Below are 21935 nucleotides of genomic sequence, written 5' to 3' on the forward strand. Positions count from 1 at the left end.
GCCCCGATCAGGTACCGGCGGATCAGGCGCCCGTCACCCGGGCCGTGCGGTCACCGAGTGACACGGTGTCGCCCGGGCGTAGCTGGCGGCCGCGCCGGAGCTCGACCTCGCCGTTGACGCTGACCAGGCCGTCGGCGATGACGGCCTTGGCGTCGGCGCCGCTGTCGATCAGGGAGGCCAGCTTGAGGAACTGTCCCAGGCGAATCGACTCGTCCCTGATCGGTACGTCATCCGGCGTCATGCAGGTCAGGCTAGCGCCATAGCATCACAACTATGAACGGCGCCGAGGTCACGGGCGCGGGCGGACGCTGGGTTCTGCACCTCGACATGGATGCGTTCTTCGCATCCGTCGAGCAACTGACCCGTCCCACCCTGCGCGGCAGGCCCGTGCTCGTCGGCGGCCTGGGCGGCCGCGGCGTGGTGGCCGGGGCCAGCTATGAGGCGCGCCGCTACGGCGCGCGCTCGGCCATGCCGATGCATCAGGCCCGTCGGCTCGTCGGTGCACCCGCGGTCGTGCTGCCGCCCCGCGGTGCGGTGTACGGCGTGGCGAGTCGGCGCGCGCTGGATACCGTGCGCAGCGTCGTCCCGGTGCTCGAGCAGTTGTCCTTCGACGAGGCCTTCGGCGAACCTGTTGAACTGGTCGGCGCCACGGCGGCCGATGTCGAGGAATTCTGCCAGCAGTTGCGAGCCAAGGTGCGCGAGCAGACCGGGCTGGTGGCGTCCGTGGGGGCCGGATCAGGAAAGCAGATCGCCAAGATCGCTTCGGGGTTGGCCAAACCCGACGGAATCCGGGTCGTCCGCCGCGACGAGGAGGCGCGGCTGCTCGACGGCCTACCGGTGCGCAAGTTGTGGGGGATAGGCCCGGTGGCCGAGGAGAAGTTGCACCGGCTGGGCATCGAGACGGTGGGTGCGTTGGCCGCGCTGTCGGATGCCGAGGCCGCCAGCGTGCTCGGCACGGCGGTGGGCACTGCGCTGCATCGGCTGGCCCGCGGAATCGACGATCGTCCGGTGGCCGAGCGGGCCGAGGCCAAGCAGATCAGCGCGGAGTCGACATTCCCCGAGGATCTCACCACACTGCGTCAGCTTCAGGAAGCGATCGGACCGATCGGCGAACACGCGCACCGGCGCCTGGAGAAGGACGGCCGCGGCGCCCGTACCGTGACCGTCAAGCTGAAGAAGTCCGACATGAGCACGCTGACTCGTTCGGCCACACTCGCTTACGCCACCACCGAGGTGGCCACCCTGATCGGTACTGCCCGCCGGTTGCTGCTCGATCCCGTTGAGATCGGTCCGATTCGCCTTGTCGGCGTTGGCTTTTCGGGGTTATCCGATAGCAGGCAGGAATCGTTGTTCCCGGACCTGGAGCAGCTCGACGACATCTCAGACTCCCACCACCAGGCCACGGAGGCGGCCCAGGTAACCCAAACCGGTTGGCGCATCGGCGACGACGTGGTCCACCCCGACCATGGGCACGGCTGGGTTCAGGGCGCTGGACACGGGGTGATGACCGTGCGCTTCGAGACTCGGGCCAGCGGGCCTGGGCCGGCCAGGACATTCCCCGACGACACGCCGGGTTTCCGCAGGGCCGACCCGGTCGCCAGCCTGGACTGGGGTGACTATCTCAGCGGATTGGCCGACTACCAGAGCACGCCGTAGGTGCTGCTCAGGATGAAGCCGTGCTCCCCGTACGTCTTGCACGTCACCGTGCCCTGATAGCCGACTCCGCAACTGGCGCCCCAGTTCTCCAGTCGGTGGCCCTCGGGCAGCACGTCGACGTCCCGGGTGAACGAGGCGGTGTCGGAGTGCCGGTAGGAGGCGGGTCCGCCGCTGTTGACGAGGATCTGGTTGCTGCCTGCCGGTGCGTCCATCGGCACGGCGTCACAACCGACCGGGCCGCCGTTTGGGCCGATCCCGCAATGACGACCGTCGGGGGTCCGGAAGAACACGCCGTAAAAGTCGGTGGGCGAGCTGTAGTGCCCGTCCGCGACGGGGTAGCTGTCGATTTCCTCGACGCCGGGCGGCGAAGGCAGGGCCGGTGCCACCGGAAGCGGGCTGAGCGCCAGTAGGCCGACGGCAGCCGCCGCCGAAATGTGGAAACGCACGTTCTCTATTGAACACGCGGCGTCAACCCCAGGATTCGATGACCTCGACAACCGGTCGGGCGGCGGCCAACGCGGCCATCAACAGGACCCGGGCCTGGGGTGGGCGCAGCCGGGGCAACACCACTGCGCCGGCATCGACGAGTTGCCGTCCGGGGCCGTACTGCGCGGCGACCGGGCCGTCGGGAACCCGGGTCGATATCGCGATCACCACCCCGTCGAGGCAGTGCCTGCGGACCCCGTCGATCAACGCGGCCCCCGCGTTGCCCGAACCCACCGCCTCGACCACGATGCCCCGCGCTCCGGCGGCGACGCAGGCGTCGAGGGCTGCCGCATCCGCTCCCGGGTAGGCGGCGACGATGTCGACCCGGGGCGCTGACGCCGCGGCCAGTTCACCGAGAAAAGCACGCGTTTTCGCGGTGGTGATCGCACATCCGGAGTCGGTGACCGTTCCGAGCGGGGTTCCGGTGAACGCGTCCAACTCGTGGGTATGATGCTTGCGCAGGCCCAGCGGTTGCCACACCGTGCCGGCGAAGCTGACCGCCACGCCGAGATCCCGGGCCTGCGGGCCGGCCGCCACGGTGATCGCGTCACGCAGGTTGCCCGGTCCGTCACTGTCGGGATCATCTGCGCTGCGTTGCGACCCGGTGAGCACCACGGGGACGTTTCCGCCGTAGATGAGGTCGAGCCACAGGGCGGTCTCCTCCATGGTGTCGGTTCCATGCGTGATGACGACGCCGTCGGCGTGGGCCGCGGCGACGCTGACCGCGTCTGCAATCCGGTCCCAGTCGGCGGGTGTCAGCAGAGCGCTGTCGGTCGCCATCGCGTCGACGATGTCGACCTGCGCCGCCACGGCCATCCCGGCCGTCAGCTCAGCCCCGGTGCGTGTCGGGCGTCTGATTCCGGTCGCGTCGGTGCTGGTCGAGATGGTGCCCCCGGTGGTGATGACGACGATGCGCCTGGGCGGGTGCTCGGGCAGGTTCACGGGCTCCATCACGGTGCAGATTGTCCCGCATCGACTGTTTGGGATGATAGGAGAGTGACTGATGAAACGTCAGGCCCGGCCGAGCCGGTGACCGACGCAATCGGGGACGCGAAATCGTCCTCCGTAACCGCTGCGCCGCCTCGGCGGCGGCTGCGCCTGCTGCTCACCGTCGCTGCCGTGGTGCTGTTCATCGACGTGGTGACCAAGGTGCTCGCGGTGCGCCTGCTGACACCCGGCCAGCCGGTATCGATCATCGGTGACACCGTGACCTGGACCCTGGTCCGCAACTCCGGAGCGGCGTTCTCGATGGCAACCGGGTACACCTGGGTGCTGACGCTCATCGCCACCGGCGTGGTGATCGGCATCGTCTGGATGGGTCGCCGGCTGGTCTCCCCGTGGTGGGCGATCGGCCTGGGCATGATCCTGGGCGGTGCGACCGGAAACCTGATCGACCGTTTCTTCCGCGCGCCCGGACCGCTGCGCGGCCACGTGGTGGATTTCTTCTCGGTCGGCTGGTGGCCGGTGTTCAATGTGGCTGACCCGGCGGTGGTGGGCGGCGCCATTCTGTTGGTGGCGTTGTCGTTGTTCGGCTTCGACTTCGATACCGTCGGCCGGCGCCAGTCGGACGACGAGACTGCCGAGGTCGGCCGGCGTCAGGACGATCCCGCACCGGAGGACGCCGAACCGGAACCCGCCGACGACGCTCAAGCGAAGGACGCGAAGGACGCGAAGGACGCGAAGGACCTTGAGGCCGAGAAGACCGGTGACGCCGAGCCGGTGACCGACCCCGACGGGTCGAGTCCGGTCGGTCGCCAGGCCGAGACGTCATAGTGACCACGCGGTCGATGCCGGTGCCCGAGGGCCTGGCAGGGATGCGAGTCGACGCCGGGCTGGCCCGGCTGCTCGGGCTGTCGCGTACGGCAGTGGCGGCCATGGCCGAGGACGGCGGCGTCGACATCGACGGCGCCCCGGCCGCGAAGTCCGACAAGCTCGTCGCCGGGGCCTGGCTGGAGGTCCGGCTGCCGGAAGCGCCCGCCCCCGTCGAGAACACTCCGGTCGACATCGAGGGCATGGACATCCTCTACGCCGACGATGACATCGTGGCGGTGGACAAGCCGCCGGGAGTGGCCGCGCACGCCACGGTCGGCTGGCACGGCCCGACCGTGTTGGGCGGCTTGGCCGCCGCCGGATTCCGGATCAGCACCTCGGGGATCCACGAACGCCAGGGCATCGTGCACCGACTCGATGTCGGCACCTCCGGCGTCATGGTGGTGGCGCTGTCCGAGCGGGCATACACGGTGCTCAAGCGGGCGTTCAAGCAGCGCACCGTGGACAAGCGTTATCACGCGCTGGTGCAGGGGCACCCGGATCCGTCGAGTGGGACCATCGACGCGCCGATCGGGCGGCACCGCGGTCACGACTGGAAGTTCGCGGTCGTCGAGGGTGGCCGGCACAGCATCACCCACTACGACACCGTCGAGGCGTTCCAGGCCGCCAGCCTGCTCGACATCGAGCTGGAGACCGGCCGGACCCATCAGATTCGTGTGCACTTCGCCGCGCTGCATCACCCCTGTTGCGGCGACATGACTTACGGCGCCGACCCCACGTTGGCGAAAAAGCTTGGGCTGGAACGTCAGTGGTTGCATGCCCGGTCCCTGGCCTTCGCGCATCCGGCTGACGGCCGGCGCGTCGAGATCACCAGCCCGTACCCGGCCGACCTGCAGGCCGCCCTCGACGTCCTGCGCCGCCACTAGCCGTGGGTGTGCAGGCACCTCCGCAGCAAGTCGGTGCAGGGCGCTCCGGCGTGCTGTACGGCGCAGGTGCCTACATCTGGTGGGGATTGTGCCCCGGTTTCTTCCTGTTGTTGCTGCCCGCGGGAGCGCCGGAGGTGTTGGCGCACCGCATCGTGTGGAGCGCACTGTTCCTGCTGCTGGTGCTGGCGGCGGCCCGGCGACTCGGTGATCTTCGGCGATTGACGCTGCGTACCTGGCTGCAACTGCTGGCGGCCTCCGTCCTCATCGCCATCAACTGGGGGACGTACATCTATGCCGTCACCACCGGTCACGTCGTGGACGCAGCGCTGGGGTATTTCATCAATCCATTGGTGAGCGTGCTGCTGGGTGTGCTGGTGTTCCGCGAACGGATCAACCGATGGCAGGCGGTCGCGTTGGGCCTGGCCCTCATCGCGGTGGCGATTTTGACCGTCGAACTGGGCGCACCGCCCTACATCGCGGTCATCCTCGCGCTGTCCTTCGGGGTGTACGGCCTCGTCAAGAAAGTCGTGCAGGCCGACCCACGGGTGAGCGTGGCCGTGGAAACGTTGCTGGCCCTTCCGCTCGCCGCCGGCTACGTGATCACGCTGGAGGTACTGGGCAGGGGGAACTTCCTCAACCACGGTCCCTGGCACGCGGTGCTGTTGTTGCTCGCCGGCCCGGTGACCGCCGTGCCGTTGCTGCTGTTCGCCGCGGCCGCGCAGCGGCTTCCGATGGTGACGCTGGGCCTGCTCTTCTATCTCAACCCCGGCCTGCAGATGGCCTGGGGTGTTTTCGTCGGCCATGAGCCGATGCCACCCGGCCGGTGGGTCGGTTTCGCCCTGATCTGGGTGGCGCTGGTGATCATGACGTTCAGTGCACTGCGGAGGAAACCGGCCGATTCGACGGCCGACATTGTCGATCAGGTGGAACCTGAATCGTCATCACGGTGACAGGCTGGAATCGAGAACCCAGGAGGACACCGTGCAGTACTGCCTACTCATGCACTACCAGGAGGGACCGGAGGCGGGCCTGACCGAGGAGGACATGGAGCCGGCCCGGGCCGCGTTCGCCCGATATGCCGACGACCTGGATGCCGCCGGTGTGCTCGTCGGCACGCAAGTGCTCCAATCGGCGTCGGCCACGACGACCTACACCGCGCGCACCGGCGCCGCCGAGATCCAGGACGGACCCTTCGCTGACACCAGGGAGCGGTTGGGTGGGGTGTTCGTCATCGAGGTGACCGACCTCGACGCGGCATTGGCCTGGGCGGCGAAATGCCCCGCCGCGGCTTGGGGTTCGATCGAGATCAGGCCCGTCGCGGTGACCTACGGCCGGGGCCGGGGCTGGTACACGCCCTGAGTACGCAGGCCAGGGAGCGGCTCACGCAAGTGGTCGGCCAGTACTACGGCCGGCTGCTTGCGCTGCTGGCCGCGCAATGCCGCGACATCGCTGCCGCCGAGGATGCGTTGGCCGACGCCGTTGAGCGCGCGCTACAGCGCTGGCCCGCCGACGGCGTGCCGGGCAACCCTGAAGCGTGGTTGCTGACAGTCGCGCGTAATCGGCTGCGGGACATGTGGAAATCGCCGGCTCACCGGTTGACCGGGCCGTGGACCGAGGACCACGACATCGCCGACGACGAGACTGAGCCGGCGGCGATTCCCGACCGTCGGCTCGAGCTCATGCTTGTGTGCGCACACCCGGCCATCGCGTCCGACATCCGTACCCCGTTGATGTTGCAGACGGTGCTGGGCGTGGACGCAGCCGCCATCGCCGCGGCTTTCGCCATCGCCCCGGCGACCATGTCGCAGCGGCTGGTGCGGGCGAAGAAACGCATTCGGGATACGGGAATCCCGTTCACGCTGCCCGAGCGCACCGACCTTGCCGCACGACTGCCTGAGGTACTCGAAGCGGTCTACGGCGCATATTCGATCGACTGGTTGTCGGTGCCGCAGCGGTCGGCCGTCGAATCGCTGTCGTCGGAGGCCCTGCATCTGGTCACGGTGCTCGTCGAGTTGCTGCCCGAGGAGCCCGAAGTACTGGGCCTGGCGGCACTGATCTGCCTGTGTGAGGCCCGGCGTCCGGCGCGCCTCGACCGGCACGGCAACTTCGTTGCGCTGGACGACCAGGACCGCGGCCGGTGGGACCACGAGCTGTACGCGCGGGGGGAACGGTTGCTCGCCCGGGCCCACAGTTTCGAGCGGCCGGGCCGGTTTCAATACGAGGCGGCAATTCAATCGGCGCACTGCGCCGCCGACGTCGACCGGCGCGCACTGCGGAAGTTGTATCGGGCACTGATCCGGGTGGGGCCGTCACTGGGCGCCGCGGTGGCCCTGGCGGCATTGGACGGCGAAATCGACGGTGCCGACACGGGATTGCATGCCCTCGACGCGATCACGGACCCGGTGGCTGAGGAGTTTCAGCCGATGTGGGTCACCCGCGGCCATCTGCTCGCCGAGGCCGGACGGATCGATGAGGCCGCGGCGGCATACTGCCGCGCCATCGAATTGACCACCGACGACGCGTTGCGGGCCTACCTGAACGAGTGCGTCCGGAGTCTCCGGTGATTCCGTACTGAAGGGCCGCATTTGCGGAGTGACCTTTTGACCCCGTAATGGCAATGCCATAGGGTTTGCTCGATGACTCCGCGTGGCAGATCTCTTGGCGGCCGTCGAGGGCCGGGCCGCCCGGTCGGTGCCGATGCCGCGCAAACCCGCGGGCGCATCATGCAAGTGGCTTACGAAGTCATCAACGAACGCGGTTATGCGGCGACGACCTTCCAGGAGATCGCCAAGCGCAGCGGCTTGAGCCGGCCGACGCTGAACTACTATTTCGCCAGTCGCGAGGCTCTCTACCAGGCGCTGCTGGCGCAGGCGCACGAGGTTGTCACGTCGTGCATTCACATCGCGAAACAGCATGATGGAACACTGGATCGGCTGCGGGCGTACATCGATGCCGTGGTGGCGGTGTGGCATCGGGACGGTGCGGTGGTGGGGTTTCTGGTCAACGCCCGGCTGGAGTCGTACCGCCATCCAGATCTACCCGCCGTTACCGTCGCGGCCACCCACGGATTCCTCGGCGAACTGATCACCGAAGCGGTCGACCGGCGCGAGCTGCCGCCGCACACCGAGCAGGCGAGTCTGGTCGAACTGTTGTATGCGATGTTGTGGGGAGTGGGTGCCTACAGCGGGTGGCAGCGCCGGCCCGTCGATGTCGTTGCGATTGCTAAGCAACTGCATTTGGTGATTGGTAACGGGTTGCTATCTTCCGCCGATCGTGATCTCTGACTCGTCGGCAGAGACACGCGTGGCGACACGCGCGGCGGTGTCGGTGGGGCGCCATAGACTGGCATCCCTATGAGCGGTTCATCTTCGGGGTCCTTCGTACACCTGCACAACCACACCGAGTACTCGATGCTGGACGGCGCCGCGAAGATCACTCCGATGCTGGCCGAGGCACAGCGTCTGGGCATGCCGGCGATCGGCATGACCGACCACGGCAACATGTTCGGCGCCAGCGAGTTCTACAACTCGGCGACCAAGGTCGGCATCAAGCCGATCATCGGTATCGAGGCGTACATCGCGCCCGCCTCGCGGTTCGAGACCAAGCGCGTCCAGTGGGGTGACCCGAGCCAGAAGAGCGACGACGTCTCGGGTAGCGGCGCCTACACGCACATGACGATGGTCGCGGAAACCGCGACCGGTCTGCGCAACCTGTTCAGGCTGTCATCGTTGGCTTCGTTCGAAGGTCAGCTCGGTAAGTGGTCGCGCATGGACGCCGAGATCATCGCCGAACACGCCGAGGGCATCATCGCGACCACCGGTTGCCCGTCCGGCGAGGTGCAGACCCGGCTGCGGCTGGGCCAACGCCAGGAGGCGCTGGAGGCCGCCGCCAAGTGGCGCGACATCTTCGGCCCCGACAACTTCTTCCTGGAGCTGATGGACCACGGCCTCGATATCGAGCGCCGCGTCCGGGAGGGCCTGCTGGAGGTCGGGCAGAAGCTCGGCATCCCACCGTTGGCCACCAACGACTGTCACTACGTGACGCGCGAGGCTTCGCAGAATCACGAAGCGCTGCTGTGTATTCAGACCGGCAAGACCCTGTCGGACCCGAACCGGTTCAAATTCGACGGCGACGGCTACTTCCTCAAATCGGCCGAGGAGATGCGCGCACTGTGGGACTCCCAGGTGCCGGGCGCGTGCGATTCCACGGTGCTGATCGGCGAGCGGGTGCAGTCCTATGCCGACGTCTGGACGCCCACCGACCGCATGCCGGTGTTCCCGGTCCCAGACGGCCATGACCAGGGTTCCTGGCTGGCGCACGAGGTGCAGGCCGGGCTGGAGGAGCGCAGGTTTCGTGGCGCGGCCGTGCCCCCCGAGTACACCGACCGCGCGGCCTACGAGATCAAGGTCATCTGCGACAAGGGCTTTCCGTCCTACTTCCTGATCGTGGCCGACCTGATCAACTACGCCCGGTCGGTCGGGATCCGCGTGGGGCCGGGCCGTGGATCGGCCGCCGGATCACTGGTGGCCTACGCGCTGGGTATCACCAACATCGACCCCATCCCGCACGGTCTGCTGTTCGAGCGCTTCCTCAACCCGGAACGACCGTCGGCCCCCGATATCGATATCGACTTCGACGACCGCCGCCGCGGCGAGATGCTGCGATACGCGGCCAACAAGTGGGGCAGCGACCGGGTGGCCCAGGTCATCACCTTCGGTACCATCAAAACCAAAGCGGCGCTGAAGGATTCGGCCCGCGTGCATTACGGCCAGCCGGGTTTCGCGATCGCAGACCGGATCACCAAGGCGCTGCCGCCGCCCATCATGGCCAAGGACATCCCGGTGTCGGGGATCACCGATCCCAACCACGAGCGGTACAAGGAAGCCGCCGAGGTCCGCGCCCTGATCGACACCGATCCGGATGTGCGGACCATTTTCGAGACAGCGCGTGGCCTCGAAGGTCTGGTGCGCAACGCGGGTGTGCACGCCTGTGCGGTGATCATGAGCTCCGAGCCGCTCATCGACGCGATCCCGCTGTGGCGGCGGCCCCAGGACGGCGCGGTCATCACCGGCTGGGACTATCCGTCGTGTGAGGCCATCGGCCTGCTGAAGATGGACTTCCTGGGCCTGCGGAACCTGACGATCATCGGTGACTGCCTGGAGAACATCCAGGCCAACCGGGGGATCGACCTGGATCTGGACACGCTGCCCTTCGATGATCCGGCCGCCTACGAGCTCCTCGGCCGCGGCGACACGCTGGGCGTGTTCCAGCTCGACGGCAGCGCGATGCGTGACCTGCTGCGCCGCATGCAGCCCACCGGCTTCAACGACATCGTGGCGGTGCTCGCGCTGTACCGTCCCGGTCCGATGGGCATGAACGCCCACAACGATTACGCCGATCGCAAGAACGGCCGTCAGGCGATCAAGCCCATCCACCCCGAGCTCGAGGAACCGCTCAAAGAGATCCTCGCCGAGACCTACGGCCTGATCGTCTACCAAGAGCAGATCATGTTCATCGCGCAGAAGGTCGCCTCCTACACCATGGGTAAGGCCGACGCGCTCCGTAAGGCCATGGGTAAGAAGAAGCTTGAGGTGCTCGAGGCCGAGTACAAGGGCTTCAAGGAAGGCATGACCGCGAACGGGTTCTCCGAAGCCGCGGTGAAAGCCCTGTGGGACACCATCCTTCCGTTCGCCGGGTACGCGTTCAACAAGTCCCACGCGGCCGGCTACGGCCTGGTGTCCTACTGGACGGCCTACCTCAAGGCGAACTATCCCGCCGAGTACATGGCCGGTCTGCTGACCTCGGTCGGTGACGACAAGGACAAGGCGGCGGTCTACCTCGCCGACTGCCGGCGGCTCGGTATCACCGTCCTGCCGCCCGACGTCAACGAGTCGGTGCAGAACTTCGCCTCGGTCGGGAATGACATCCGGTTCGGGCTCGGCGCGATCCGCAACGTCGGCGCGAATGTCGTTGCGTCGCTGATCAGTACCCGCACCGAGAAGGGCAAGTACACCGACTTCTCCGATTACCTCAACAAGATCGACATCGCCGCCTGCAACAAGAAGGTCACCGAATCGCTGGTGAAGGCAGGCGCGTTCGATTCGCTCGGCCACCCCCGCAAGGGGCTGTTCCTGGTGCACACCGACGCCGTCGATTCGGTGCTCGGCACCAAGAAGGCCGAGGCGATGGGCCAGTTCGACCTGTTCGGCGGGGCGGATGACGGCGGCGGCACGGACGCGGTGTTCACGATCAAGGTGCCAGAGGAGGAGTGGGAGGACAAGCACAAGCTCGCACTCGAACGCGAGATGCTGGGGCTGTACGTGTCCGGCCATCCGCTCAACGGGGTCGCCCACCTGCTGGCCAATCAGGTCGACACGCAGATCCCGGCAATTCTCGACGGCGATGTCGCCAACGATGCGCAGGTGGTGGTCGGCGGTATCCTGGCCTCGGTCAACCGTCGCGTGAACAAGAACGGCTTGCCTTGGGCCTCGGCCCAATTGGAAGACCTCACCGGTGGTATCGAGGTGCTGTTCTTCCCGCAGACCTACTCGCTGTTCGGTCACGAGATCGCGGACGACGTGGTGGTACTGGTCAAGGCGAAAGTGGCGGCGCGCGATGACCGGATCTCGCTGATCGCCCACGAACTTGTCGTGCCTGACTTCAGCAGCGCCCAGGCCGACCGGCCGCTGGCGGTGAGCCTGCCCACCCGCCAGTGCACGATCGACAAAGTGACTGCGCTCAAGCAGGTGCTGGCCAATCATCCCGGCACCTCCCAGGTGCATCTGCGGCTGATCAGTGGTGAGCGGATCACAACGCTGGAACTGGATCAGTCGCTGCGGGTGACACCGTCCTCGGCATTGATGGGTGATCTCAAGGCGTTGCTCGGTCCCGGTTGTCTGGGGTAGCAGCCAGGTCGATCTTCACGATCGCGCTGTCGGGCCACAGCGCGCGATCTCGCGCCCTCCGTAGCTTCTCCCGCAACGGCAGGTCGCGGTGCACGTTGGTGACGCCAGGGATCTTCAGCAGCGGCACGATGTTCCATTGCCATCCGTATCGCCGGTGCAGGGCGCGGTTGGCCCGTTGGGCGTCCTCGTCGCCCAGGACGGTGGCCCGGCCGCTCAGCCAGGTGCTCCCGGTGACTCGTCCCTTGTAGTCGCAGACCACCAGTTCGACGTCGGGTCGGGCGCTGAGTCTGCGGGTTTTCGGGCCGATCTTGGTGCGGAACAAGGCCGTTGGGCCGTCGAGCACGAACCAGATCGGGGTGTCGACGGCTGTGCCGTCGCGGCGGAAGCTGCGCAACAGCGCGTAATGGGAGCGGCCGAGGGCTTCGAGCGTGGTGTCGGTATGCGGCATGCATCCAGTCAACGACTTAGAGTTGACTCTAAGTCAAGTCCGGCGAGGAGGGCAGATGCGCGCGATGCTGACCATTGGAGATGTCACGCAGCGGACCGGGGTCGCCCAGACCGCGCTGCGCTACTACGAACAGGTCGGGCTGCTGCCCGCGCCGGAGCGCGTGGGCGGGCAGCGCCGGTATCCGGAGTCGGTCCTGCTGCGGCTGGACGTGATCAGGTTGTGCAAGGTCGCCGGGTTCTCGTTGACCGAGATCGGGCTGCTGCTCAAGGATGACACTCCGGGCCGGCCGGTGGCTCGTGAGCTGGCGCAGGCCAAACTCGCCGAGATCGATGCCCAGCTGGAGGCGCTGGCCCGGGCGCGGGCCGTCATCGAGTGGGGTATGCGGTGCACGTGCCCGTCAATCGAATTGTGCACGTGCGGGATTCATCACGAACTCCCGGCCTGATGGAGGAGCCGTCAGAACCGGTACCGCAGGATGCGCGCCTTGCGGGCCGTGGCCTTGCTGAGTCCGGTGGCCCGCGTGGCGATCCGCAGCAGGCCGGGAAAGAGGTCGACCTCCGGCTGGTGGGTCAGGCTGGACTCCTCGACGAGTTGCATTCGCGGGCTCCAGGTTTCGGGGTGGTGGGCATCTTTGAAACCTGGGTAGCCCCATTGGCTTCCGACGTCTTTGAACATCTTGGCCGGGAAGAACTTGAGCGCCGCCCGACTCATCCAGCCGATCCGGCCGTAGTCGTTGAACGCCAGTTCCCCGGATTCGAAGTGTTCGGTGATCCGCCGGAAGATGCCGGCGATCACCGGTTCGCTGAGGAACGCGAACAGTCCGTCGGCCACCAACATGGTGGGTCGATCGGAGGGAATCGGGTCGGTCCAGTCCCGGTCGGCCAACGATGCGGCGACCGTATGTGCCTGGGGGAGAGGAGGCAGCACACGGTCCCGTAGCTGGCTGATCCCCGGCAGGTCCACGTTGTACCAGTCGACTGTGGCCGGCGGCGAAACGCGGTGCACTCCGCTGTCGAGACCGCCGCCGAGATCGACCACGACGGCATCGGGATGGCTGGTCACGAACGCACGCACCCGGTCGTCGAGCATCTTGGCCCGCAGCGCCGACTGACACACCACGCTGGTCTGCACCCCCAGACCGGCGAAGTCGTAATCGAGTTGGCCGACGGACTCATCGGCCATGGTGTCGCCGAGGATCGGGCGGGCCCACCGGCTGTCGAGTGCCCTGGCGTACAGCGTCAGGAAAGCGGTTTCCTCTACCGGTGTGAGGCCCGTCGTCGCAATATGCACAAACCCGACCGTACACCCGATGTGCGGCTGAACAGTTGGGCGAAAACGTTTACCGCCCTTGCGATCACAGGTCGGCGCATCGGTTGCACCGGGTGCGTGGGTGCGCGGCGGGCTAGCGGCAGCCTACGGTGGAACCATGCGTAGCAGGCATGTGAGCGTCTGGATCGACGTCGCTCCCGACGCGGCGTACTCGTACGCCGCGGATCCGCGGCAGCTGGCCACGTGGGCGGCGGGACTGGCCGAGGGCGGGTTGCGCCTCGGTCCGCGAGGATGGGTGGCGGATTCGCCGATGGGCGAGGTCACCGTCGAATTCACGGCGACGAACGCGCTGGGCGTGCTCGATCATGTGGTGCGTCTGCCCTCGGGTGAGGCCGTCTACAACCCGATGCGGGTCGTCCCGGCCGGGGTCGACGGCACGTCGTGCGAAGTCGTGTTCACGATTCGGCAGCGACCGGGGATGACTGATGAACAGTTCGAGGCGGATATTGCCGCGGTGGCGGCGGATCTAGAGACCCTGCGGAGACTGCTGGAGGGTCACTGATCGGAGGGGGAGATGCGCCCCAACCCCAGCCACACCACGATGGTGACCGCGGCCGCGGAGAGTACGGCGGGTGCCGCACTCATCGTGGCCACGCCGACGACCACCAGCACCAGGGCGCCGATCGCCAGGGCGATCAGCTTGTAGGTCGGCCAGGGCACACCGGCGATGTCGACCTGGTGATCGGCCCGGGAGGTGACGCTACGAAAGTTCCCGGCGGTGGTCATATGTTGACGATAGCTCGCAACAATGATTTCGGCTAGCCGAAACCTTGGATCAGGCGTGTCGTTTTACGACTGCTCAGCAGTGCGCTTCCATCCGGTACTGAACCTCGGCCGGTTTGGTCGGGCGGTCGGCGAAGGAGCCGTGTGCTGTGCCGCTGAGGTGGAATGCGGAGCCCTCGATGCTGGCGTGGGTGTCCGACGCCTCGGCCAGTGCGCTCCCGGTGAAGCCGGTCAGGTCCCGGAGCCGCATGACCTTGGGCTCGATAGTGGCTCCGGTCTGGATGATCGCGGTGAACCCGGGTGTTTGCGGCTCCGTTTCGATGGTCCACAACCAGGACAGTTGCGTGCACTGCACCTTGTAGGACGTCGGCATTTCCTGGTTGTCGATGAAGACCCGCGCGGTGTTGGCATCGGCGGGGCTCGTGGTGGGCGCCGCACACGCGGACGCGGCAAGCGCGACCACCATCGCGGTGGGCGCCGCCGCCCACCGCATCCGCTGCTGAGTGCGCCGCATGATGGTTGTTTTCCCAGTTCGGGGTCTGTTCAACCACATGTCGTGAATCTCGGCGGTTTGGTGGTGCGCGCACCCGGATATCGGCGTGTGCGCCTACCCAGGTGCAGTGAAACCGCTGGCCAGTGGCACCATTGAACGGTGACTGCCGATTTGAGCAAAGGCTCCCGAGTGTCCCCGCTGGCCGCGCCGCTGAACGCGGCCGACATCGACGAGGCCGCCAAGCGAATTTCAGGGGTGGTCACCCGCAGTCCGCTGCAGTTCAACGAGCGCCTTTCGGAAGCTACCGGGGCCAACGTCTACCTCAAACGCGAGGACCTGCAGGCGGTGCGTTCCTACAAGGTGCGCGGGGCCTTCAACCTGATGGCCCAGCTCTCGCCCGAGGAGCTGGCCGCCGGCGTCGTGTGTTCCTCGGCCGGCAACCACGCCCAGGGCTTCGCGATGGCGTGCCGGTCGATGCGCACCCATGGCCGCGTCTATGTACCGGCCAAGACCCCCAAGCAGAAGCGGGACCGGATCCGATACCACGGCCGCGAGTTCATCGAGCTCATCGCGGGAGGGTCGACGTACGACCTGGCGGCTGCCGCGGCGCTGGAGGATGTCGCGCGTACCGGGGCCACCCTCGTACCCCCCTATGACGATGTGCGCACGATGGCCGGCCAGGGCACCATCGCCGCCGAGCTGCTCGAGCAGCTCGACCAGGAGCCCGACGTGGTGATCGTCCCGGTCGGCGGCGGCGGCTGCATCGCCGGTATCACCACATATCTCGCCGAGCGTGCCTCGAACACGTCGGTACTCGGTGTGGAGCCCGCGGGCGCGGCATCGATGATCGCCGCGCTGGCTGCCGGCGAACCGGTGACCCTCGAACACGTCGATCAGTTCGTCGATGGTGCGGCAGTGGCACGGGCCGGAGCGCTGCCTTATGCCGCACTGGCCGCCGCCGGTGACATGGTCGCTCTCACCACGGTCGACGAGGGCGCCGTCTGTACCGCGATGCTGGACCTGTACCAGAACGACGGAATCATCGCCGAGCCCGCCGGAGCGCTGTCGGTGACCGCGTTGCTGGAGGCTGACATCGAGCCGGGATCTACCGTGGTCTGCCTGATCTCCGGTGGCAACAACGACGTCTCCCGCTACAGCGAGGTGGTCGAACGGTCGCTGGTGCACCTGGGCCTCAAGCACTACTTCCTGGTCGACTTCCCGCAGGAACCCGGGGCGCTGCGGCGCTTCCTCGATGAGGTTCTCGGGCCGGGTGATGACATCACCCTGTTCGAGTACGTCAAGCGCAACAACCGGGAGACCGGCGAAGCCTTGTGCGGCGTCGAGTTGAGCGCGGCGACGGATCTGGAAGGTCTGCTGGTCCGGATGCAGGATTCCGACATCCACGTCGAGCTGTTGGAGCCGGGGTCACCGACATACCGGTATCTGACCTGAGGCTCAGGCTTCGATGCCCCGCACGCGCGGTGGTTGATGGTGGTCGCGGTCATCGTGGCGTTCGGTGCGCCGCTCGGCTGACCGACCAGACAACGAGTGCACCGGCCGCGAACGCAGCGCCGAGGATGCTGGAGCCGGTCCACCCCGCAACCGAGTACACCGCGGTCGTGGCGGTCGCCCCTAGGGCCGAGCCGAGTGAATAGAAGAACATGTACCCCCCGATCACGCTGCTGGTGCGATGCGGGTGGGCCGTCGTGAGCAGGTGCTGATTGCTCACGTGCACCGCTTGCACGGCGAAATCGAGCGTGATCACACCCAGCACGACCAGTACCAGCGACCATGATGCGTGCCCGATCGCCAGCCACGACACGACCAGGAGTGCGAGTGCCCCGCCGGTGACGGCGCTCGCGAGCCCGGAGTCGGCCCAGCGTCCTGCCCGGGCCGCGCCGAGCGCGCCGGCAAGGCCGGCGATTCCGAAGAGGCCGATCTGTGCCGTGCTCAGATGCCACGGAGCCGCGGTGAGCGGCAGCGCCAGGCCGCTCCACAGCGTCCCGAAGGACGCGAACAGAAAGAACGCGATCAGCCCGCGCGAGACGAAAAGGCGTTCGCGGAACAGTCGGGCCAACGACGTCAGTACGTCGCGGTAAACGACCTGTTCGCGCCGTGGGTCGGGCGGCAGGAGTTTCGGGACCAGGCCTGCCAGCACAACCAGCAGGACCGCCAGCCCGACATAGACACTGCGCCACCCCCACACGGCGGCGAGGGCACCGGCCGCGACGCGTGAACCGAGGATGCCGACGACGACTCCGGAGGTCACCATGCCGAGGGTGCGGCCGCGGTCCTCGGCCGCGGACAGGGCCGCAGCGTAGGCGACGGTGGTCTGGACTACGACCGCGAACAGTCCGGCGAGCGCCAAACCGGCCAGCAGCAGCCAGGTTTGGGGGGCCGCAGCTGCCACTGCCACCCCGATCGCGGCCAGCAGAAGGTGTCCGCTGATGAGCCGACGACGGTCGACGATGTCGCCGAATGGGACGAGAACCACCAGCCCGACCAGATAACCGAGTTGCCCGGCCGTGACGATCCAGCCCAGATCGGCCTCCGGCACGCCAAGGTCGCGGCCGATCCCGGCGAGGACGGGTTGCGCCGCGTAGATCGTCGCGACGGCCACCGCACACACGGTGGCGAAGAACATTCGCAGGCCGAGAGTCAGTTCCATGCACACTCCTCAGATTGGTTGCATATTGCAACTAATCGGAGGTTACGGCAGAATGGTTTCAATCAGCAACTCTTCAGGGGGAGTGATGGCCGACTCGGTGCCGCACAGCGACGACGTGACCTGGACCGATCCCACCTGCCCTGTCGCGCGCACTCTCGACCTGGTTGGGGATCGCTGGAGTCTGCTGATCGTCCGCGACGCCATGGATGGAGCCCGGGCATTCACCGACTTTCAGCAGCGCACCGGGATCGCGCGCAATATCCTCACCGACCGGCTGCGCCGACTCGTCGAGCGCGGCATCCTCGATCGGGAGGTGGCCGCATCGGGCCGCCGGCAGGTGTACACGCTCACCCAGGCCGGTCGTGACCTCTTCACCGTCGTGGTGGCGCTGCGCCAGTGGGGTGAGCGGCACGCGTTCGAGGCTGACGAGGCTCGCTCGGTACTCGTCGACGAGCGGGGTCTCGCACTCGCGGAATTGCGTCCCAGGAACTCGCGCGGCGCCCCGGTGGATCCGGACAGCGCGTCCGTGCGAAAGGACTACTGAACGCGCTCGGTGCGCAGGATTGCGAACGAGTGAGCGGCCAATGTCGTAGCGAAGGAACCGATGTCGGGTTCTTCCCAGGCGGCGACCAGTTCTCCTGTCACCGGCACGGAAACCGGGTCGGAGCCGAGGTTGCAGGCGATCGACAGGGTGCCACGGTGCAGCACGATCCAACGCTGCTGCTCGTCGAAGTCGATCGACATGTGATCCAGCCACGGATCGGCGAGGTCGGGCTCGGTGCGCCGCAACGCGATCAGCTCCCGATAGGTCCTGTGCAGCCGATCGTGATCTCCGTCGGAGACCTCGTTCCAGTTCAGTTTGGACCGCAGGAATGTCTCCGGGTCCTGCGGATCCGGGATCTCGTCGGCATCCCAGCCGTGCTCGGCGAACTCGGCCTTACGACCCTCGGCGGTGGCGCGGGCCAGTTCCGGCTCGGGATGCGAACTGAAGAACTGGAACGGTGAGGAGGATCCCCACTCCTCACCCATGAAAAGCATTGCCGTATAGGGTGATCCGAGCGCAAGCGCGGCCTTGACGGCCAGCTGGCCGGATGTCAGGAGCTGCGATGGCCGGTCGCCGACGGCACGGTTGCCTACCTGGTCGTGGGTAAGGGTGTAAGCCAGCAGCCGAGTACCCGGAATGGTGGCGGTGTCCAACGGGCGACCGTGCCTACGATGGCGGAAGGATGAATAGGTGCCGGCGTGGAAGTATCCATGCTTGAGCGTCTGTGCCAGGGTGGCCAGCGATCCGAAATCGGCGTAGTAGCCCTGCCGTTCACCCGATACCGCGGTGTGGATCGCATGGTGGACGTCGTCGTCCCACTGTGCGGTCAGGCCGTAGCCACCACGGTCGCGCGGGGTGATCAGCCGGGGGTCGTTCAGGTCGCTCTCGGCGATCAAGGAGAGAGGACGGCCGAGTTCTTCGGCCAGGGCGTCGGTCTCGGCCGCCAGTTCCTCGAGCAGATGGATCGCGGTGGTGTCCACCAGCGCATGCACCGCATCCAGACGCAGACCGTCGGCGTGGAAGTCGCGCATCCAGCGCAGCGCACAGTCGATGACGTAGGTGCGAACCTCGTCGGCGTCGGCGTCGGACAGGTTGATCGAACTGCCCCACGGATTGCGGCCGGCCGACAGATACGGACCGAACCGCGGCAGGTAGTTGCCCGACGGGCCGAGGTGGTTGAACACCGCGTCGATCAGCACGCCGAGTCCACGCGCGTGGCAGGCGTCGATCAGTCGGATGAGGCCGTCCGGTCCGCCGTAGGGTTCGTGCACCGCGTACCAGAGCACCCCGTCATAACCCCAGCCGTGGGGGCCGTTGAAGGCATTGACCGGCATCAACTCCACGAAATCGACACCGAGATCAACGAGATGATCGAGTTTCTCGATGGCGGCATCGAATGTGCCTGCGGGAGTGAAGGTCCCGGTGTGAAGTTCGTAGATCACCCCGCCGCAGATGGACCGGCCCGCCCACCCGGCGTCGGTCCAGGCGTCCGGTGCGGGCCGCCACAGCTGCGAGCGTTCATGCACGCCGTCGGGTTGACGTGCTGAGCGGGGATCCGGCAGTACCGCCGGATCGTCGTCGAGGACGAACCCGTACCGGGCATCGGCGGGGCAGCTGGCCTCGGCGCGCCACCAGCCGTCGGCGGCGCGCGTCATCTCGTGCAGCGCTCCGTCCACGTCGACCCGCACGCGGTCGGGCTTCGGCGCCCACACGGTGAATTCAGTCATCCGTGCGCTCCAGCAAGGCCACCGGCGAATCGGCGAGCAGGTCGGTCAGCGGCACCAGGCCGGTCCACTGCCGGCCACTGAGCCGATCCAGCCACCGGCCGTCGGGTAACGGCAATGCCGTGTCGGCCCAGCCGGTTTCGGCCAGTCCAACGGTCCACCGGCACGCGGCCACCACGACATCCTGACCGCGCAGAAACGACACCAGGTGTGCTGCGGCGCTACCGGTGGCGGGCAGCGGCGTGTAGCCGCCGGCCAGGAAGGTCGCCGGCCGCGCACGGCGCAGGGTCAACGCAGCCATCGTCACCCGCAGCTTGTCATCGCCCCCGCGCTCCAACGCATCGTGCAGTGCCGCATAGTCGACGGGGCGCCGGTTGTCCGGATCGACCAGACTGTCCTCGGTCGTTTCGGTGCCCTGGTAGACGTCGGGAATGCCGGGCGCAGTCAGTTGGATGAGTTTCTGGCCCAGGCTGTCATTTCGGGCGTGCGCGTCGAGTCGACCCACCAGCGCCGTCAATTCGGCCGCTACCGGCCCCTCGAGTACCCGGTCCAGCCAACCGTGCACCTTGTTCTCGAAGTCCACGCACGGGTCATGCCAGGAGGTTCGTGTGGCAGCTTCCCGGGTCGCCTTCTCGGCGTAGGCGTGCAACCGGGCACGGAGCTCGTCGGTGACGACGCCGTCCACCGGCCAGACGCCGAAGATGTTCTGCCACAGGAACAGTGCGGAGCCCCGGTCCGGGGGAGTGGACGCGGCGGTCCACCGCTCGACCGAATCCGCCCATGTAGCCGGCACCTGGGACAGCAGCCCGATGCGGGCGCGGACGTCTTCTCCCCGTTTGGTGTCATGGGTCGACAACGTCGTCATCGTCCTCGGCCAGGCGCGCATCCGCGTCGTCGTCCGCTGGTGGAACTCGGCGGTGGACACCCCGAACAACTCCGGTGCACCGCCGACCTCGTTGAGCGATACCAGTCGGGCGTCGCGGTAGAACAGGCAGTCTTCGACGGCCTTGGCCGTCGCCGCCCCACACAGTTGGTTGAACCGGGACACCACCTCGGCGCTGGTGGACAGTGCCGTCGCGATGATCGACAGCGTATCGGTGAGTTCCGGTGCGGCCCAAGATGTCTCCTGCAGCGCGACCGGAAGGATCGCGCCGAGCGCCGGATAGTCACTGCGGTACACGCCGATCCTGCTGATCAGGGTGGCCACCGCTGCCCGCAGCTGGGGATCCTGCCGGGTGGTCACCGGCGTGATCGCTCGGCACAGTCGACCCAATTCGCTGGCCAGGGTGTCGGTGACCGCCGCGGTCTTGAGCGTGCGTTCGGCGTCGCGGTCCGGCCGCCCGCTCACCGCGGTGAGTGCGGTCTCCCCGGTCGGGGCGATGAACAGTCCGCCGACCTCGCGCAGCGCGTCATACCCGGTGGTGCCGTCGACGGGCAGTGACGCATCGAGGCTCTCGTCGGCGGCCAGGATCTTCTCGACCACGATCCAGGCTTCGGGACCGGTGAGTTCGCGCAACCAGCGCAGATAGCCTGCGGGGTCGGATAATCCGTCCGGATGGTCGATGCGCAGGCCGTCCACCAGGCCCTCGTCGAACCAGCGCTTGATCTCCACGTGGCTCGCGTCGAAGACGGCACGGTCCTCCTGGCGCAACGCCGCCAGGGAGGTGATCGAGAAGAAGCGACGGTAACCGCAGATCCCGGTGCGCCATCCGGTCAGCCGGTAGTGCTGGCGGTCGTGGACCTCGCTGCCGGTGCCCGCGCCGGTTCCCGGCGCCACCGGGAACACGAGATCACCCAGTCGCAGCACTTCGCCGTCGACCGCAAGGTCGGCGACATCGTCGTCGGAACCCAGGACCGGCAATACGATTCGTCCGCCGTCGATATCCCAGTCGATGTCGAAGTAGTCGGCATAGGCGGAGCCGCGGCCATACCGCAGCAGATCCCACCACCAATGGTTCTGCTCGGGGTGGGCCACGCCGACGTGGTTGGGCACGATGTCCACGATCAGGCCCATGCCGCGGGCCCGGGCGGCCTCGGACAGCCGCCGCAGTCCGTCCGGGCCGCCGAGAGCGGCCGATACCGTGGTGGGATCGGTGACGTCGTATCCGTGTGTGGATCCGCGGGCGGCGGTCAGGATCGGCGACAGATACAGATGCGAGACGCCCAGCCGGTCGAGATAGTCCAGCAGCTTCACCGCATCATCGAATGTGCAACAGTCCCCGCGCATCTGGAGCCGATACGTGGACAGGACCGGGCCCGGCAT

At 67.3% G+C, this 21935-nt stretch carries 21 protein-coding genes and 1 pseudogene; 12 read left to right on the forward strand and 10 right to left on the reverse strand.

Annotated features, from left to right (window positions below; genetic code table 11):
- Positions 1 to 22: 22 nt before the first annotated feature.
- The gene (locus tag ACZYZ7_RS04430) at positions 23 to 241 is read right to left on the reverse strand and encodes an RNA-binding S4 domain-containing protein (protein ID WP_135454401.1); all 219 of its coding nucleotides are present in this window, start codon (positions 239 to 241) and stop codon (positions 23 to 25) included.
- A gap of 32 nt (positions 242 to 273) precedes the next feature.
- Here ACZYZ7_RS04430 and ACZYZ7_RS04435 point away from each other — a divergent pair, with 32 nt between their 5' ends.
- Positions 274 to 1656 (forward strand): DNA polymerase IV, encoded by a 1383-nt coding sequence (locus ACZYZ7_RS04435; RefSeq protein ID WP_463740293.1) that lies wholly within the window; start codon positions 274 to 276, stop codon positions 1654 to 1656.
- Here ACZYZ7_RS04435 and ACZYZ7_RS04440 read toward each other — a convergent pair.
- Entirely contained in the window at positions 1638 to 2102 is a 465-nt protein-coding gene (locus ACZYZ7_RS04440) for a hypothetical protein (protein WP_463740294.1), read from the reverse strand. The genes ACZYZ7_RS04435 and ACZYZ7_RS04440 overlap by 19 nt on opposite strands.
- Before the next feature lie 22 nt (positions 2103 to 2124).
- Positions 2125 to 3093 (reverse strand): asparaginase, encoded by a 969-nt coding sequence (locus tag ACZYZ7_RS04445; RefSeq protein WP_463740547.1) that lies wholly within the window; start codon positions 3091 to 3093, stop codon positions 2125 to 2127.
- A 45-nt stretch (positions 3094 to 3138) separates the two neighbouring features.
- Here ACZYZ7_RS04445 and lspA point away from each other — a divergent pair.
- From lspA to dnaE, 7 genes and pseudogenes are all read left to right on the forward strand, one after another.
- Positions 3139 to 3750, forward strand: a pseudogene (gene lspA, locus ACZYZ7_RS04450) (signal peptidase II); the annotation flags it as partial.
- A 164-nt stretch (positions 3751 to 3914) separates the two neighbouring features.
- On the forward strand, positions 3915 to 4838 hold the full coding sequence (locus ACZYZ7_RS04455) for an RluA family pseudouridine synthase (protein ID WP_077739357.1): 924 nt from the start codon (positions 3915 to 3917) through the stop codon (positions 4836 to 4838).
- Between the two features lie 50 nt (positions 4839 to 4888).
- Complete coding sequence (gene rarD, locus ACZYZ7_RS04460) at positions 4889 to 5788, forward strand: EamA family transporter RarD (RefSeq protein ID WP_450069182.1); 900 nt, start codon at positions 4889 to 4891, stop codon at positions 5786 to 5788.
- 31 nt (positions 5789 to 5819) lie between these two features.
- Positions 5820 to 6197 carry a YciI family protein gene (locus tag ACZYZ7_RS04465; RefSeq protein WP_450069183.1) on the forward strand — a complete coding sequence of 126 codons (378 nt, stop codon included), beginning with the start codon at positions 5820 to 5822 and terminating at the stop codon, positions 6195 to 6197.
- Between the two features lie 29 nt (positions 6198 to 6226).
- Entirely contained in the window at positions 6227 to 7402 is a 1176-nt protein-coding gene (locus ACZYZ7_RS04470) for an RNA polymerase sigma factor (RefSeq protein WP_463740295.1), read from the forward strand.
- A 72-nt stretch (positions 7403 to 7474) separates the two neighbouring features.
- Positions 7475 to 8122, forward strand: a complete 648-nt coding sequence (locus ACZYZ7_RS04475; RefSeq protein WP_463740296.1) for a TetR/AcrR family transcriptional regulator — start codon at positions 7475 to 7477, stop codon at positions 8120 to 8122.
- A 69-nt stretch (positions 8123 to 8191) separates the two neighbouring features.
- Positions 8192 to 11743, forward strand: a complete 3552-nt coding sequence (gene dnaE, locus ACZYZ7_RS04480; protein WP_463740297.1) for a DNA polymerase III subunit alpha — start codon at positions 8192 to 8194, stop codon at positions 11741 to 11743.
- Here dnaE and ACZYZ7_RS04485 read toward each other — a convergent pair.
- Positions 11709 to 12191 carry a PPOX class F420-dependent oxidoreductase gene (locus ACZYZ7_RS04485; protein WP_463740298.1) on the reverse strand — a complete coding sequence of 161 codons (483 nt, stop codon included), beginning with the start codon at positions 12189 to 12191 and terminating at the stop codon, positions 11709 to 11711. The two genes, dnaE and ACZYZ7_RS04485, sit on opposite strands and share 35 nt — an antisense overlap.
- A 64-nt stretch (positions 12192 to 12255) precedes the next feature.
- Here ACZYZ7_RS04485 and ACZYZ7_RS04490 point away from each other — a divergent pair, with 64 nt between their 5' ends.
- On the forward strand, positions 12256 to 12636 hold the full coding sequence (locus ACZYZ7_RS04490; protein WP_450069271.1) for a MerR family transcriptional regulator: 381 nt from the start codon (positions 12256 to 12258) through the stop codon (positions 12634 to 12636).
- A gap of 11 nt (positions 12637 to 12647) precedes the next feature.
- Here the strand turns inward: ACZYZ7_RS04490 and ACZYZ7_RS04495 are convergent, their stop codons facing one another.
- On the reverse strand, positions 12648 to 13481 hold the full coding sequence (locus ACZYZ7_RS04495; protein WP_450069188.1) for a class I SAM-dependent methyltransferase: 834 nt from the start codon (positions 13479 to 13481) through the stop codon (positions 12648 to 12650).
- Between the two features lie 136 nt (positions 13482 to 13617).
- Here ACZYZ7_RS04495 and ACZYZ7_RS04500 point away from each other — a divergent pair, with 136 nt between their 5' ends.
- Positions 13618 to 14022, forward strand: coding sequence for an SRPBCC family protein (locus ACZYZ7_RS04500; protein WP_463740299.1), 405 nt, complete (start codon positions 13618 to 13620; stop codon positions 14020 to 14022).
- Here ACZYZ7_RS04500 and ACZYZ7_RS04505 read toward each other — a convergent pair.
- Entirely contained in the window at positions 14016 to 14246 is a 231-nt protein-coding gene (locus ACZYZ7_RS04505; protein WP_135454428.1) for a hypothetical protein, read from the reverse strand. The two genes, ACZYZ7_RS04500 and ACZYZ7_RS04505, sit on opposite strands and share 7 nt — an antisense overlap.
- Positions 14247 to 14319: 73 nt before the next feature.
- Positions 14320 to 14757: a lipoprotein LpqH gene (locus tag ACZYZ7_RS04510; protein WP_450069189.1), complete on the reverse strand. Its 438-nt coding sequence runs from the start codon at positions 14755 to 14757 to the stop codon at positions 14320 to 14322.
- 150 nt (positions 14758 to 14907) lie between these two features.
- Here ACZYZ7_RS04510 and ilvA point away from each other — a divergent pair, with 150 nt between their 5' ends.
- Positions 14908 to 16188: a threonine ammonia-lyase IlvA gene (ilvA, locus tag ACZYZ7_RS04515; protein WP_463740548.1), complete on the forward strand. Its 1281-nt coding sequence runs from the start codon at positions 14908 to 14910 to the stop codon at positions 16186 to 16188.
- Between the two features lie 49 nt (positions 16189 to 16237).
- On the opposite strand, the gene ACZYZ7_RS04520 is transcribed toward ilvA, so the two are convergent.
- Positions 16238 to 17404, reverse strand: a complete 1167-nt coding sequence (locus ACZYZ7_RS04520) for an MFS transporter (RefSeq protein ID WP_450069190.1) — start codon at positions 17402 to 17404, stop codon at positions 16238 to 16240.
- A gap of 52 nt (positions 17405 to 17456) precedes the next feature.
- On the opposite strand from ACZYZ7_RS04520, the gene ACZYZ7_RS04525 reads away from it, so the two are divergent.
- Positions 17457 to 17948 carry a winged helix-turn-helix transcriptional regulator gene (locus tag ACZYZ7_RS04525; RefSeq protein WP_463740300.1) on the forward strand — a complete coding sequence of 164 codons (492 nt, stop codon included), beginning with the start codon at positions 17457 to 17459 and terminating at the stop codon, positions 17946 to 17948.
- On the opposite strand, the gene treZ is transcribed toward ACZYZ7_RS04525, so the two are convergent.
- Both treZ and treY read right to left on the reverse strand, forming a co-directional pair.
- The gene (gene treZ / locus ACZYZ7_RS04530; protein WP_463740301.1) at positions 17942 to 19675 is read right to left on the reverse strand and encodes a malto-oligosyltrehalose trehalohydrolase; all 1734 of its coding nucleotides are present in this window, start codon (positions 19673 to 19675) and stop codon (positions 17942 to 17944) included. The two genes, ACZYZ7_RS04525 and treZ, sit on opposite strands and share 7 nt — an antisense overlap.
- Entirely contained in the window at positions 19668 to 21935 is a 2268-nt protein-coding gene (treY, locus tag ACZYZ7_RS04535) for a malto-oligosyltrehalose synthase (protein WP_463740302.1), read from the reverse strand. Before treY ends, treZ begins: the two co-directional genes overlap by 8 nt.

The organism is Mycobacterium sp. IDUB_17 (assembly GCF_055419465.1).

Coding starts and splice junctions, on each gene's coding strand:
- ACZYZ7_RS04430 (WP_135454401.1), bottom strand. CDS start 241: ATGACGCCGGATGACGTACCGATCAGGGACGAGTCGATTCGCCTGGGA.
- ACZYZ7_RS04435 (WP_463740293.1), top strand. CDS start 274: ATGAACGGCGCCGAGGTCACGGGCGCGGGCGGACGCTGGGTTCTGCAC.
- ACZYZ7_RS04445 (WP_463740547.1), bottom strand. CDS start 3,093: ATGGAGCCCGTGAACCTGCCCGAGCACCCGCCCAGGCGCATCGTCGTC.
- ACZYZ7_RS04475 (WP_463740296.1), top strand. CDS start 7,475: ATGACTCCGCGTGGCAGATCTCTTGGCGGCCGTCGAGGGCCGGGCCGC.
- dnaE (WP_463740297.1), top strand. CDS start 8,192: ATGAGCGGTTCATCTTCGGGGTCCTTCGTACACCTGCACAACCACACC.
- ACZYZ7_RS04485 (WP_463740298.1), bottom strand. CDS start 12,191: ATGCCGCATACCGACACCACGCTCGAAGCCCTCGGCCGCTCCCATTAC.
- ACZYZ7_RS04490 (WP_450069271.1), top strand. CDS start 12,256: ATGCTGACCATTGGAGATGTCACGCAGCGGACCGGGGTCGCCCAGACC.
- ACZYZ7_RS04500 (WP_463740299.1), top strand. CDS start 13,618: ATGCGTAGCAGGCATGTGAGCGTCTGGATCGACGTCGCTCCCGACGCG.
- ACZYZ7_RS04505 (WP_135454428.1), bottom strand. CDS start 14,246: ATGACCACCGCCGGGAACTTTCGTAGCGTCACCTCCCGGGCCGATCAC.
- ACZYZ7_RS04510 (WP_450069189.1), bottom strand. CDS start 14,757: ATGCGGCGCACTCAGCAGCGGATGCGGTGGGCGGCGGCGCCCACCGCG.
- ACZYZ7_RS04520 (WP_450069190.1), bottom strand. CDS start 17,404: ATGGAACTGACTCTCGGCCTGCGAATGTTCTTCGCCACCGTGTGTGCG.
- ACZYZ7_RS04525 (WP_463740300.1), top strand. CDS start 17,457: ATGGTTTCAATCAGCAACTCTTCAGGGGGAGTGATGGCCGACTCGGTG.
- treZ (WP_463740301.1), bottom strand. CDS start 19,675: ATGACTGAATTCACCGTGTGGGCGCCGAAGCCCGACCGCGTGCGGGTC.
- treY (WP_463740302.1), bottom strand. CDS start 21,935: ATGCCGGGCCCGGTCCTGTCCACGTATCGGCTCCAGATGCGCGGGGAC.